General features: G+C 38.0%; 19 protein-coding genes. All 19 read right to left on the reverse strand.

Annotated elements, in window-relative coordinates; all coding sequences use genetic code 11:
• Nucleotides 1-8: 8 nt before the first annotated feature.
• Nucleotides 9-521: a hypothetical protein gene (locus MWL85_RS04565; protein ID WP_244401607.1), complete on the reverse strand. Its 513-nt coding sequence runs from the start codon at nucleotides 519-521 to the stop codon at nucleotides 9-11.
• 90 nt (nucleotides 522-611) lie between these two features.
• On the reverse strand, nucleotides 612-1,682 hold the full coding sequence (locus MWL85_RS04570) for a toxin-antitoxin system YwqK family antitoxin (protein WP_244401608.1): 1,071 nt from the start codon (nucleotides 1,680-1,682) through the stop codon (nucleotides 612-614).
• A gap of 45 nt (nucleotides 1,683-1,727) precedes the next feature.
• On the reverse strand, nucleotides 1,728-2,933 hold the full coding sequence (locus tag MWL85_RS04575; protein WP_244401609.1) for a toxin-antitoxin system YwqK family antitoxin: 1,206 nt from the start codon (nucleotides 2,931-2,933) through the stop codon (nucleotides 1,728-1,730).
• A 61-nt stretch (nucleotides 2,934-2,994) separates the two neighbouring features.
• Nucleotides 2,995-4,284, reverse strand: a complete 1,290-nt coding sequence (locus tag MWL85_RS04580; RefSeq protein ID WP_244401610.1) for a DUF3945 domain-containing protein — start codon at nucleotides 4,282-4,284, stop codon at nucleotides 2,995-2,997.
• A 218-nt stretch (nucleotides 4,285-4,502) separates the two neighbouring features.
• Entirely contained in the window at nucleotides 4,503-4,907 is a 405-nt protein-coding gene (locus tag MWL85_RS04585; protein WP_244401611.1) for a hypothetical protein, read from the reverse strand.
• Nucleotides 4,894-5,217, reverse strand: coding sequence for a DUF4406 domain-containing protein (locus MWL85_RS04590; protein ID WP_244401612.1), 324 nt, complete (start codon nucleotides 5,215-5,217; stop codon nucleotides 4,894-4,896). The genes MWL85_RS04585 and MWL85_RS04590 overlap by 14 nt, the downstream gene beginning before the upstream one ends.
• A gap of 23 nt (nucleotides 5,218-5,240) precedes the next feature.
• The gene (locus MWL85_RS04595) at nucleotides 5,241-5,690 is read right to left on the reverse strand and encodes a hypothetical protein (protein WP_244401613.1); all 450 of its coding nucleotides are present in this window, start codon (nucleotides 5,688-5,690) and stop codon (nucleotides 5,241-5,243) included.
• A 4-nt stretch (nucleotides 5,691-5,694) separates the two neighbouring features.
• Nucleotides 5,695-6,156 carry a hypothetical protein gene (locus tag MWL85_RS04600; RefSeq protein WP_244401614.1) on the reverse strand — a complete coding sequence of 154 codons (462 nt, stop codon included), beginning with the start codon at nucleotides 6,154-6,156 and terminating at the stop codon, nucleotides 5,695-5,697.
• A gap of 2 nt (nucleotides 6,157-6,158) precedes the next feature.
• Entirely contained in the window at nucleotides 6,159-6,425 is a 267-nt protein-coding gene (locus tag MWL85_RS04605) for a hypothetical protein (RefSeq protein WP_244401615.1), read from the reverse strand.
• An 18-nt stretch (nucleotides 6,426-6,443) separates the two neighbouring features.
• On the reverse strand, nucleotides 6,444-6,869 hold the full coding sequence (locus MWL85_RS04610) for a hypothetical protein (protein WP_244401616.1): 426 nt from the start codon (nucleotides 6,867-6,869) through the stop codon (nucleotides 6,444-6,446).
• A 21-nt stretch (nucleotides 6,870-6,890) separates the two neighbouring features.
• The gene (locus tag MWL85_RS04615) at nucleotides 6,891-7,238 is read right to left on the reverse strand and encodes a helix-turn-helix domain-containing protein (RefSeq protein ID WP_244401617.1); all 348 of its coding nucleotides are present in this window, start codon (nucleotides 7,236-7,238) and stop codon (nucleotides 6,891-6,893) included.
• Between the two features lie 185 nt (nucleotides 7,239-7,423).
• Nucleotides 7,424-7,666, reverse strand: a complete 243-nt coding sequence (locus tag MWL85_RS04620; protein ID WP_244401618.1) for a hypothetical protein — start codon at nucleotides 7,664-7,666, stop codon at nucleotides 7,424-7,426.
• 34 nt (nucleotides 7,667-7,700) lie between these two features.
• Nucleotides 7,701-8,114: a DUF4494 domain-containing protein gene (locus MWL85_RS04625; protein WP_244401619.1), complete on the reverse strand. Its 414-nt coding sequence runs from the start codon at nucleotides 8,112-8,114 to the stop codon at nucleotides 7,701-7,703.
• 6 nt (nucleotides 8,115-8,120) lie between these two features.
• Entirely contained in the window at nucleotides 8,121-8,486 is a 366-nt protein-coding gene (locus MWL85_RS04630; protein ID WP_244401620.1) for a hypothetical protein, read from the reverse strand.
• Nucleotides 8,487-8,521: 35 nt separating this feature from the next.
• Nucleotides 8,522-8,809 carry a hypothetical protein gene (locus tag MWL85_RS04635; protein WP_244401621.1) on the reverse strand — a complete coding sequence of 96 codons (288 nt, stop codon included), beginning with the start codon at nucleotides 8,807-8,809 and terminating at the stop codon, nucleotides 8,522-8,524.
• Nucleotides 8,810-8,826: 17 nt separating this feature from the next.
• On the reverse strand, nucleotides 8,827-9,264 hold the full coding sequence (locus tag MWL85_RS04640; protein WP_244401622.1) for a hypothetical protein: 438 nt from the start codon (nucleotides 9,262-9,264) through the stop codon (nucleotides 8,827-8,829).
• Between the two features lie 16 nt (nucleotides 9,265-9,280).
• Entirely contained in the window at nucleotides 9,281-11,374 is a 2,094-nt protein-coding gene (locus MWL85_RS04645; RefSeq protein ID WP_244401623.1) for a toprim domain-containing protein, read from the reverse strand.
• Complete coding sequence (locus MWL85_RS04650) at nucleotides 11,358-11,723, reverse strand: helix-turn-helix transcriptional regulator (RefSeq protein WP_244401624.1); 366 nt, start codon at nucleotides 11,721-11,723, stop codon at nucleotides 11,358-11,360. The genes MWL85_RS04645 and MWL85_RS04650 overlap by 17 nt, the downstream gene beginning before the upstream one ends.
• Nucleotides 11,698-12,933: a site-specific integrase gene (locus MWL85_RS04655; RefSeq protein ID WP_244401625.1), complete on the reverse strand. Its 1,236-nt coding sequence runs from the start codon at nucleotides 12,931-12,933 to the stop codon at nucleotides 11,698-11,700. The genes MWL85_RS04650 and MWL85_RS04655 overlap by 26 nt, the downstream gene beginning before the upstream one ends.
• Nucleotides 12,934-13,236: the final 303 nt, after the last annotated feature.

The following is a 13,236-nucleotide window of genomic DNA, read 5'->3' on the forward strand; positions in this document are numbered from 1 at the left end:
ATTTGCTTTTATAGTTTCAAACTATTCTCTTTCCTCAACTTGATTTGGGCTCTAGGTCTTGATATTGAAGCACGGCTCTTTTCTGTGTATTTAGGGGCAAGAAAGCGTTGTGTACTTTTATTTGCAGAATGATTCTTAGCTACTGATTCTCGCACTTTTGTGCTTTTGTCTAACGATAGTATGAATAATGTATCCTCAGGAGTGGATGGGTTTTCCGCCAATTTGTAACGTACAATTTCAGATGGGTCGTCTGAAAGCTTACTTAATACAGATTTGGGAGTATTGGTACACTCTGCAACAGCACTCCTGACTCGAGGGTCATCGCTCGATGCCCAGCGTGAGAATAGAGCCAAATTAGCTTTGGAGTGACTTAGAATATCACCCCAAAGTGGATACCACTTCAAATCTTTAACAACTTCACCAAGTACTAGCAATGCTTTGCTATCTGGCACTTTTCGTACTACAGCCTTTAGCTTTTTAACTTGATATTCATCAAGGATATTATCATTATCATCATACATATTTCGTATCTCTTTAATTCTAGTTTTTACTTCTATATCTAACCGACACTGCTAATAATGAGTTAGCAGTGTCGGTATTGGTAAGGCTATTTACAGCTTGTTGAGCTTATTACTATTCCTGATGCTTTTTGATTGAGCTGATGACTTTTTGAGTAGCTTAGACACGTCAATCCCGAGCTCTTTAACCTTACTAGCAAGAGCAGATGGCTTAAACTTATCTTGAAAGCGACAAGTTGTCTTTTTCTCTGCCTCGCGTTCTATATTAACTCGTTTGCCATTCTTATAAAGTTCAGGCTCCTGCTCCTCTCCGAAAAGATAGCTCGTTTTGTAACCATCAAGTTTTCCATTCTTACAGTTCGTGCAACGAAAAGCCAAGTTACCATAATCATCTAAAACCTCTAGCGGACCGTTAAGTGGCTTACCATTCTTATAATAAACTTCACTGACTAAATTGTCGTCCTTATAGACTACACGACTAGCTAATTGACCATTCTCATCAAAAGATTCTACAGGTCCGTCAACTCGTATACCATCCTTAAAGTATTCTTCCCTCTTTAACTGACCGTTCTCATGGTATAACTTACTAACTCCGTCAAGAACTTGGTCGTTATATGAGTTAAGAGGGTGGTAATCCCCATATGCAAGTACATCTATGAAACCATGATAAACGTCACCTTTGAGATTATCAATACGCCTCAACTGTCCATTCGCATACCAAAATTTATCTTGAAGATGATTGTCTTTCCAATCAAATTGCCGACCTAACACACCATTATCCAAATATCCAAAAGCAGTACCTTTATTGGCACTCTCAATTTTCCATAGTGCTGTCAACTTGCCATCCTCATTCCATAGCTTACAAATTCCTACCAACTGTCCATTTTGGTAAGTAGAATCCTCATGCAATTGTCCGTTAGCGTGCCAACGCTTACAATGGGTAAGTGTGTAACGTCCAAAACGATCGTGGGTGTAATTTAAAACTTTTGAAGGTTGCCCATTGGAATGCCATTCCTCATATATTCTTCCATCTGCTTTTGTACTATTCCGAGAAAAATAGAGATATACTCCTGGGCTATATTTCACTTCTATTTCACCTCGCTCGGGGTGAGGGTCATTTGCTACAATGTGCTCTAGAACTTGTTCTTTATTATATTCCATCATAGTTTATCTAGCTATAGACTTTAATAATACTGGTGCTAGCAACAATTATAGTTTGTTGAGCTTATTACTATTCTTGATGGTTTTAGATTGAGCTGATGACTTTTTGAGTAGCTTAGACACGTCAATTCCGAGCTCTTTAACCTTACTAGCAAGAGCAGATGGCTTAAACTTATCTTGAAAGCGACAAGTCGTCTTGTTCTCTTCCCTGCTTTCTAAATTAACACGTTTGCCATTCTTATAAAGTTCATATTCTGTCTCCGCTCCTTGAAAATAGTGCGTTATGTAACCATCAAGCTTTCCATCACTACAGTTCGTACAACGAAAAAGCAAGTTGCCATTATCATCTAAAACCTCTAGAGGACCATTAAGTGGTTTACCATTCTTATAGTAAACCGCATCAACTTTATTATTATTTTTATAGACCATACGACTGGCTAATTGACCATTCTCATCAAAAGTTTCTACAGGTCCATCAACTCGCCTATTATCCTTAAAAAGTTCTTCCCTCTTTAACTGACCGTTCTTATGGTATAACTTACTAACTCCGTCATATACGTCGTAGGCGTCTGAGTAATGAGTAGTATGGTAATTCCCATATACAAATACATCTATGAAATCACGAAGAACTTCACCTTTGTAATTATCAATACTCATCAATTGCCCATTCGCATACCAAATTTTCTCTTGAAAATGATCATCTTTCCAATCAAGTTGCTGAGCTACCATTCCATTATCCCAATATCCAAAAGCAGTGCCTTTATTGGCACTCTCAATCTCCCATAGTGTTGTCAACTTGCCATCTTCTTCCCTCCACAGCTTACAAGTCCCAACCAACTGCCCATTTTGGTAAGTAGAATCCTCACACAACAGCCCATTTTCATGCCAAATTTTACACTCCCCATTACGTCGACCAGCCACGTAATTTATCCTAGACCCTAATTGTCCATTGCGGTGCCAAAACTCACATAATCCGTCTTTTTTCCCTTTTCTGTAGTTCCGACGAGACATCAATGAATTGTTATCACTTAAATCCCGCGTCTCAGATAAACCATCTAGCTTTCCCCTCCTGTAGTTATCAGTATCATAGATAAAACGACCACCAAGTCGGGACCACGTCTCATACACCCCATTCCTTTTACTACCTCGGTAAAACTCATCCTTTTTTTTGTTGAAGGTTATCTTACCCCTTTCAGGATGCTTATCATTCTCTACGATAAACGCGTATAATTCCTGATCAAATTCTTTCTTCATATCTTAATAAATATATCGCTTCCCTACGTTATTTAACATAGGGAAGCCATTAAACTTATCCTTATTGTCCTACTTTCATGGACGATTTTACCGTATTAGATACGGTCTTGGTAGTTGTAGTTGTCTTGAGACCACCCTTTTGCTCAACCTGCTTGTTTAGCTCACTACCCTTACTCTTTTCAGGGTTGAACCTAGAAAATGAGAGCTTACCAGTCTCTTTATTAAAAGACACATAGCTATTATACACTTGGTTGGTCTTGCGGTTGGTCAAGTTCTCAAGGTATAGGGTCTTGCCACTAGCAAGAGCATTTTGTTGCTTAGTGGTCAACTCCTTACCACCAATCTCAAAAGGTATTCCATCTTGTCGTTTTGTGAGTCGCTTGTCGGTCTGAGGGAAGATAAAATCAAGACCTCGCTTCTCCGCATTAAACTGCACAATAGCCTCATACTCTTTTCCACTCTTGGAGGTCAATCCCTTCAATGGACATAATCGACCATTGCTAATCAACTCAAACTCCTCTTGTGTAAGCTTGCGACCACCAACAGATTGTTGTATACGAACATCTTTCACAGGAACATACACAAGTGTATTTGTCTGTGGATCTACAGAAACAAATGCTCGGAATGATTCTCCATTGTTCGGTTTAAGCTCTACTATCTTTCCTAGGTTGCCTGTATTGGAAAGAGATCTCTTATCAGCATCGCTAAACTCATAACCGACAAAAGGTTTGTCTAATTCAAGACTATTCCGAACAGGCCTTAGCTCCAAAGTAGGCGCATTCGTCTTAGGATCAGTCCTCAGAGCAACTCGAGCCTGATAGGTAACGACCTCTCCATTTTCACCAACTGGGGAAGTAATATACATCACGTCTGTGTGCTGATACTTCAGGAACTTATCTAACTGACCTTCTTTTTGGAGAATCTCACTACTAAGGCCAACATTCCCCAAGACTGCTTCAATCTCTGGAGTTATGGTCACCTTCTCTTTGAAATCATAGGGGTTGATACGCATCTCTTTGAGCTCTGCTTTATGCTCTGATGGATTGTTTAGCATTTTCTGTAGAGCGTCAACAGACTTTTTCACATCTCCATTTTCAACCTTTACTTTGTAAAGATTGTAATTCCTAGCATTCTGGAAGGACTTAAAAAAGTTCTTCATAAAGTTGACTAGAGGGTTGCTATGTGTATCCACATTAGTCTTAAGTAAATTCTCCATAACCATACTATGTTTTGGAGCCTCCGTCTTAATCTCACCCTTTTCATCAGCTGAAACAACCGCCTCGAGCTTACCAACTTCATTGGGCTCCTGAACATTCCTACGGTCTTCCGCAATCAAAATTTCTTCTTGCATACTTCTAAGTTTTTAATCGTTATATCTATTAACTTGTTGTTTACAACAAATTAAATGACTAAATCAGAGAGGAGCAAAAAGTGAGTAACTATCAAGAAGTATCAGTAAATATCGGTAGGAATAAGTAAAAGCCAACTATATATAAAATCGAACTCCACGAGTATCACTACTGGTGGAGTTCTAGAGTTCATTCTTTTATAAAGACAAAAAGTTCAATTCTATATGTAATCCATTAAATCAGTTTTGCGAGATTGCTGTGCCATTGCCTCCATCGCATCTTCACTAAAGAGTGAGATAGTGCGAGGTTTGTGATATGACGCCTTTAATTTATTGATAATATCAAGTAGATGTTTGCTTTTACAACACCTGTAATTGTTGTTGTGAAAGTATTGCTCTAGCTGTTCCAATGAGGCAGTAATAGCCTCTGAACTAGTCGCAAACGAATTGCAACACTTGCTCGGTAATAAGCGGGTAATAAACCCATTTAAGCATAAGGTGCTACTGGTTTCCCATTTATTCTGAGCATTTAAAGATGTGGTAATCTCAAAGCCATCACAGCTCTCTCCAAATACACACTTACCTACAGAGATGCGAATCTCTTTATCCGATTTATTTATTGTCATATTCATATAAATTCTTGATCAACTTAACCCCAATGTGCCGAGCCCATCTGTATTCAATCCTTGCTCCATCACTTTTTTGCCAACCCTGCAACTGATACAAGTGAGAACACCTTGAAAGGCGGGTGAGGTCCCACAACATGTGCCATTGCCATTTCATCTTCATCGGAAGACTAAACCTCATGGGGTTGGCTATCGTTGCAGAAGGAAACTCAACTTTCAATGCTAACTCGGCACGCTTAAATCGTGCCTTGGCTTCTTTGTGACAGAGTCCCGATATTTGCCCACTAATGTATATGCGTTGCTTACTCATAATATAGCCTTAGTGCGACCTCATTAAAGATAGTTAGATATATTTAAGATTGAATCTGCCTCACGAATTATACTCTCAATTCGCTCATTATAGTCACTATATACTAAGTCATGCAACTCTTTGACATCTGATAGCAAACTCTTAAAGCTACTGTTTATGGACTCTAACTTGTTATGAATACTATCATATTTCTCCATGAAATCAACTTCAAGACTTCTGCAACTAAAAGAGTTTAGACCGATTGACCTATCACAAACTTTTGACATTAAATCACTAGATACATCTTGAGCCATATACACCCCTTCAAGTAATTGACCGATTGCTTCAATCATACTAAAGTTTAATGTCTTATAGAGATCGTGATCCTTTCTCATCAAAGGCACACCATCAAAAATAAAAGCTTTCTGAACGTCATCGGAGTTGTCATTATCATCAATGTTTGACAAACGCTCATATTCAACTTGTTCTTCCATACATCTATTCCTCCTTATCACTTTTGTTGATACCTATTTTTACATCTCGGACAAGCTTTACAGCAAGAGCAACTAAGACTCCAAAAAAAATAGCTGTTAAGCCGATAAAAACAGCTTGTAAAAAGCTATTTTTATGCACGTATTCAACACATATTGCACTACCAATAACCCCCAGGATGACTCCAATTAAAACCAAGGTGTTTTTATCTAAGCTAACTGATAATCTTTTTCTCTTATTTCCAATACGTATCCTTCTTGGAGATTTGATATCTATCTTTACATTAGCACCATATGTTTCTTTGACTGTTCTCATCTCTGAGGTAGTAGAATCTTTGGATGCCTGATTGGAGTGTATATTCCTTTTTTTATTCATCCTTTCTGAACCTTCCTCTATTAAAAATTCATCATCACCGAAAAAAGATTTTTGGCGATAACGTCTTTCTTTAATATAATCATTCGATTGCACAGCTAATTTGTTTTATTCGTACTTTTAATACTATTGTTTGAGTAGAATTCCATCGTCTCAACAATAGATTTTAAGATTTCAACAGCGTATTCAAATGGTTCTAGACCGCCATCAACGACTAATGGCTTGAAGAGGATATGACCAATATCCTTTTTATCGACATTCGTCTCAAAAAGGATAGTATCGGTCTCAATGCCTCTTCTAATCACGAAAAATAGCTCCTCTTCTTCATTAAGAGCTTCCCTAATAGAATCTTTAATAGTTAGCATATAATCATCTTTTATTTGTTAATATTCAGTAGTAAGAGCAGCGAGCAAAAGGTCTTTTTCCTTTTTAAGGTTGTGAGGAAGAAATGTACCTCTTGTGATGGTGGAGAGTCTCACGTTATCTCCGTCCAAGTCGGCATATATTAGTCCGTATCCACTAGGTAGGTCAACAGACCTCACTAGATATGAAGGACAAACAATGTACTTCCTCTCCCCTGCAAGCCAAGACTTTTTTATCTCTAGCTCTTCACGTTTTAATGAAAATGATTCGTAGTTATCTACTACTACATAAAGTATCGTCACTCCATACTGCCAAGCAAAAACATCAATGTGATCTTGACCATAGGTAGTAAAGTTCTTTACACATGCACCACTATGTAATTCAGAGAGTGCGTCACAGACTCTCATCTTGTACGTGGTTGGAACATCAGCTTTATCTTTCATCATACTCTTAATCTGTTATATCAGTTATTTACACTTGCCTTTCTTGAACTCCCTCCTTCTGATGAAGGAGTGCACTCGTTCCTTTGAAAAAAGAACTCGCCCATTAATTTTGATGTATGGAATCTTACCCTGATAGATCCAATTATAGACGGTCTGCGGAGCGACCTTACAGAGCTTAGCTAAATCGTATACATCAATATATGCATCAATATCAAAGTCATCTGAGACCTCACCAAGAACCACAGAGGACTCGGTGTTATTGGAGGCATCATCTCCTATGCTCTTTACGACAAGGTCAATCTTGTCTTCAAGCCTTTTTAATTTAGCCTCCAATTTGCTTAATCTCTCTCTTTCCGAAATACTATTCAACATACATCATCATTTCTTTTGCTAGCTAGCTATTTTTTTGTATCTTTGCTTTAGTAGCTCAGAGGTAAATAACACCTCAGAATAAGAGAGAGGTTCGTTGTACATCGTCAAGTATTGAGGCTTGAAAGTATGGACTTTGAACCTCTTCTTTTGTCTCCTATTCTGAAACCCTAAAGCTTCCATTATCATCAGCACGAAAGTATGCTCTCTAATATAGAGACAGGAATTACCTCTGTACTAATCTTATCGCCATTGGGTGCGACCAAGTTCGTCTTAACCAATTTACTCTTTACCTTAGCCATTACTGATGTGCTTAGACCTAGTTCTTTCAGGTCATTGCCCTCGATAATCTCCAAATACTCCCATTCGTACGTATCGCAATCATAGCGAGAAACCAGCTTTGCTAGTTCTTTTATTTTGTCCATTTTCATAATATCAGCTGTTTTTTAGGTTATCAATTAATAGTTATTTGATAACATCCATACAGTCAGTTTCCACAACAGAAGCTACCTCATAATCTCCAAGAGTGTCCTTCATCCCTTTATGCAGAGACTTCAATGCCAAGTCAATATCATCAGCCTGCACAATGATTTGAACATACTTCCTCTTCTCAACACCAGCGTTTTCATCAAGCGTGATGAAACCCACCTTGCACTTGTAATAGCGTTCGCTCTTATCGTCAAGGAATAGCTCGTAAATACGAATCTTACGGACACTCTCAACAACATGAGGACCTCTTCCACTTAAGAATGTTCCCATAAGGGTTTCTACCTCCGTGAAGTCGTCAGCGTCTACAAGATAAGACTCTGTAACCTTACGTATTTTACCACTCTCTCCAAAGACCTTCTCATAACTCACTTTACAATTAAACCAACTCATAATAATCTATTGTATTTCGACTAATTTCACTCCACCTAATTTGCCACTCACTCGCTCTTCTTCTTTTGTGGTCATGCTAAGACATTGCACTACTTGCCAATCTTTTGCATAATCATCCTCAGGAGTGTTTTTGTATCTAATAGTACCTATTGCATACCAAAACTGAGGAACTAGTACAGGATTTTCCTTTAGTAACGACTCTATGTTGTCATATTCGCTAAAAACAGCTTCCGAAAACATCGTACGCCTATAGTCAACCTTTGTGAAAATAACTCCGTGGGTCCAGCCTGAACGTCTAATGAAATACCCTTCATACAAATACTTCATTGCACCAGAAAGGCTCAATCTCTCTCTTTTAAGTACATACTTCATATCTTGATCTCTATTTTATAATTACAAACTACTATCTAAACCATCTTTTGAAACTCCCTACACCTAGCATCTACATATTCTTCGCAGTCTACATTGGATAGATAATCAACGGATTCTTTAAGACTTTCGAACCTCTTAGGGGCTATGACATCTCGACCTTCCCAATCAGTCACGTTTACGCAAAAGCGGTCGCCAACTTCTAGCCCTATGAATAGTTTGAACTTCACCCAAAATGGTGGAAATTCTTTCCAATCCATATACACCTCATACTCCGCCGTAACATCCCCCTTTTCTGCCCTCCAGTTATACCACTTAGTCTTCATCTCTCACCTCCTTTCTTTTATTCATTCATGTTGTTCATGTTATTCATATATTGTCGGAGAGTCAGTACTGGACTAATCAACACACAGTATAATACCAATTCGAGGGCGATTACCCACTCCAGAATAAGATAATTGGATAGCTCAATTGCCACTGTTATACATATAACTAATGCTAGGCATATCAAGGCACACATTCGAAATGAAATGCCAAGACTGATTTCCTTGTCCATGTATTTTTTGTTACGTAAATAGTAGTCATCTACGATAGTGGAGTTTGGTATCAACTCTACATCTTCACAGTCACAGCTTATGTAAGTAGACATGTACTTCAAACCTATCTTGTAAGATGCAAAGTCAACATCTACCACATTCATCACTAATTCAATACCTTGCATTCTCGTAACGGCCCTCATTCTTTTGTGCCATTGCACTTGATTAAACTCCTCTTTTGTCATAGCTTTTGTTGTATTTCTATAGTGTCCTTATTGTAACGGTATCATCTTCCAATCGCTCAATAATTTCTTTTTCAAGCATATAGTCAACCCTAGAAATTGCAGTTCTACGATCTTTTAAGTCGTATTGAGCCTGCAGCCAATTAGAGATTTCAGTCACAAAATCATTGTAAGGCATCGTTCCTGATGGAGAGAGAGTAGCTTCCGCAATTTGCTTTAGCTCATTGTACTTTCTTTCGGCAGATTCCTTTTCAGACTTATTACCTCGGTAGACGTGCATATCCAATTCTTTATCCCAAGAATAAGTCATCATCGGTACATCTAATGGATCCCCATCTCTTACTTTCATAGCCTTTACAACAGATAGTGAGCTATTGGTCTTATCTTTATCAATAGAGATAATACCTGCTGCTTTCCTTTGGAGCTCGCTACCTAGGTGTCCTCTTAACTTTAATCCACCAGGGGTGAGGTGCAACACACAAGCTATACAAGTATTGTAGATACCAGCTAGTCTATAAAGCTCTTCAACTATTTGAACACTTTCTATCTCATTATTGGCACTATTGATGAGATCCGCAACTCCATCAAGCACAACAAAATGAATCCCATCGTGTTTATGATAGTACATATCCATACTATCTTTTATAAGATTTAATCGCTCACTACGGCTGAAGGAAACAAGACAGAATGGATGATAATATGATGGCATATCAGTAAGCTTAGCCCGCTTCAAGCTTCGCTTTACATTCTTGAAAAGTTGAGCGTCACTTTGCTCCGTATCATAGTGCAATACTGCTTTCCCTTCTGGGTTAGGGATAACTGTCATACCCAAAGTATCTTCAGGCGGCAAGCTTAATTGACTAATAGCTCCGGAAATTAGGGCAGAGATGTAATTACTTTTACCTGTTCCTTCCCCGCCAGTGATACAGAGAAGATTGTCAAAGCTACCAAGTGTTGTTTCTTCAAGCATAAGAAGTGCTTTTGAAGCCTCTGGTGGGTTATTTAGATTGATTTCACAAGAGCTGATTAACACCATCGTCTGCTGATATAAATTCTTTACTAGGGTATTTGTGATGATCTCTTGCAAGTCATCACGAGTATGACCGAGGGCAAAATAGTCAGAAATGTCTTTTTCTGATTTATCTCCTTTTAGTGGTAATTCTATTCTTAGCACTCTATATTCTTGTAATCGAATACACTGCTGTGTAGAAGCTTTGACACCTGTATCGTCCATATCGTAGCAGATGAAGATATGTTTGAATCGTCTTTTGAGCATCTCAACAATACACATATCAATCTGCGAGGTTTCCGAATTAAATGATATTGCATTAAATCCGCGTACAGATAGACTCAATACATCTTTCTCGCCACCAGTAATGAAAACGATATCACCCTTTAGTGAGAGTTGCTCTAACCCAAAAGCCAATGTTTCATATCTTTCACCTGCATTCAAGAATCGTAGCTTGCTGAATGGACGATAGATTTTTACCGCTGTGCCAAGGTCATACATAAACATTGGCTCCGAATCTGATGAATTGATGGTATAAGGTTTCCCATCACTAGTCCGGATAGAACTAAAGCTCTTTAATGAGTAGACCTTAAACTGCTTTAGCATTGCTTTTGTTATACCGTAATGCTCCCAAAAATTGAGTTCCCAATCACTATACTCTTTCTTGACGTAGCTGAATTCAGTAGTGACGGAAGGTTGTATAGGTTTAGGAGCCGGGCTGATAGATGTATCTAGGGTTTGTTTTTTCTTCTTATAACTTGAAAAGCTATAAGCGCTACCACTATTAGTTGAAGTACCACCTACTGACAATTGTAGGTCGCTAGCAATCGTTTCCAAAACCCTAGGGAAATTTTGTCTTAAATCCATTGATTTTAGAGTGGCTACAAACCAAAAACAATCACCACCATCTCCACCATCTCCGAAATCCTTAAACCTCCATATACCATCTTTCCCTTCAAACACGTTGCAAGAGGCTTTGCTATCTTCATAGAATGGACTTTTGAAGTTCTTATTCATTGGAAGATCGTACGGCAAATAGTAATTAAAGACATCTAAGCCATTACGAGTTGCATTAAGTATTTGCTCTTTAGAAATTCTCTCCATAGCTCAAGCTCTTTAAGTTGCGGTATTCCTCTAATTTATTAATTGCCTCAATCTTACTCATATTAGGCACCCTAAAACGATTGGTTTTTAGTGCCAATACTAAAGCTGAATAGTTATATTCAACACCTCCATTGGATGTGTACACAAATGGCAAATCACCACTTTTTCTAGCTCTATAGAGTGTCGTCCTAGATATGCCAAACACTTCGATGAGTTCACTTTCGGTTAAATTGACAAACTCGGCATCTGATAAGGTGACACCATACTCAACCTCTTTCTCTTTTAAGAAATTGTATATGCTCGTAAAAAGCCCTTTTATAGCCTCAGTTTCTTGCATTGTTCTCTCCATAATGTTCTTGTGATAACCTTTCTTCTAAAATGCCCATCTCCTCCAATATCTTATTCGGAGTAACACGAGCATATATCTCTGTAGTTTGTATTTTAGTGTGACCTAATACCTTTGATATGGTCTCTATGCTAACACCTTTAGAAAGCGCCATAGTAGCAAATGTGTGGCGAGCTAGGTGGAAAGTCAAGTGTTTCTTTATACCACACTTAACACCTATCTCTTTAAGGTATTGATTGGTCTTTTGATTGCTTAGCATTGGAAGTAACCTGCCACCCTCACACCTCTTTTCTTCATACTTATCTATGATTTGTTCAGCCTGTCTAAAAAGTGGAATATTACATTTGGTGGCTGTCTTTTGCCTATCAATAACAATGACTTTACAGCCATTGATTTCGTGAACATCATCTTGGGTTAAGTTACGGACATCAACGTAAGAGAGACCAGTAAAACAAGAAAAAAGAAATGAATCTCTTACAATTTCCAACCGACTTAAAACCAATTTTGCTCTTGCTATCAAATTGACTTCATCATCGGTTAGAAAGCCTCTATCGGTCTTCTTTTGAGTATAATTTATACCTTCAAAAGGATTTCGATCTATCCATTCTTGGTGGTAGGCATACTTAATAGGCTTGCCTAGTAAAAAAAGATACTTGACAACAGTGTTACGATGATAATCGAGATAGCTAGTCAGATAGTCTTCATAGTCGTGGATTACAGACTTCGTAATCTCATTAACTCTGATATCTTTTTTACGATACTTGAAAGATAAAAAGTCCTCAAAGTTACGCCTGGCACATTTGTGTCTTTTATAGGTGGTTTTAGTGGTTGCACCAGTAGCGAACTTCTCCTCCATTTCCGCTTCCTCCATGTCAAAGAGTTCGGACATCATTAGAACCTTTCTTGGTTTATTACCATTCAAGGCATCTCTTAAGCTATACAAATCAAGCTGATCTTTGTGGTACAACTCTTCAGCTAGAAAGTATATTTTTTGCTCCAGCTTCTGTAGCTCATCATTGATATGGTAAGAATTTGGATAGCTATTGAGGACTCTATCCTTCTTCATCATATCTGATGCTACTTCAAAACCTGTCTGTCCTAATGAGATACGTGATCCATTTAATGAGACACGTAACATTATCGGACAAATCTCACTCTTGCTTTTTTTACTCCTCGGGTAAAAGCTAACCTTCATTTTTAGCTCAGTTTTCATAACTACTCTCATAAGTATTATTTTTTAAGTGATGAAAAAACATTAAGAGCTAAAGGTAAATCACTTTTTGGTCACAAATAGATGTGTTTTTCAGTTGTGACCATTTTGTGACCAATCAAAAATCGGTCAAACGGTAACCAATTGAAACATAATGTTTCACAGAAGTGGGTGAATGAAACAAAAATTGCAACAGAGTTTTTACAACTGTTGCAATCACGTTTCACTTCATGTATTTCTTGAAACAAAAATAAGTGTCGTAAATCATTGATTCACAACACTTATTGAAGACATTGTTTCAATCAT

Source organism: Porphyromonas somerae, assembly GCF_022845615.1.
Lineage (GTDB): Bacteria > Bacteroidota > Bacteroidia > Bacteroidales > Porphyromonadaceae > Porphyromonas_A > Porphyromonas_A somerae.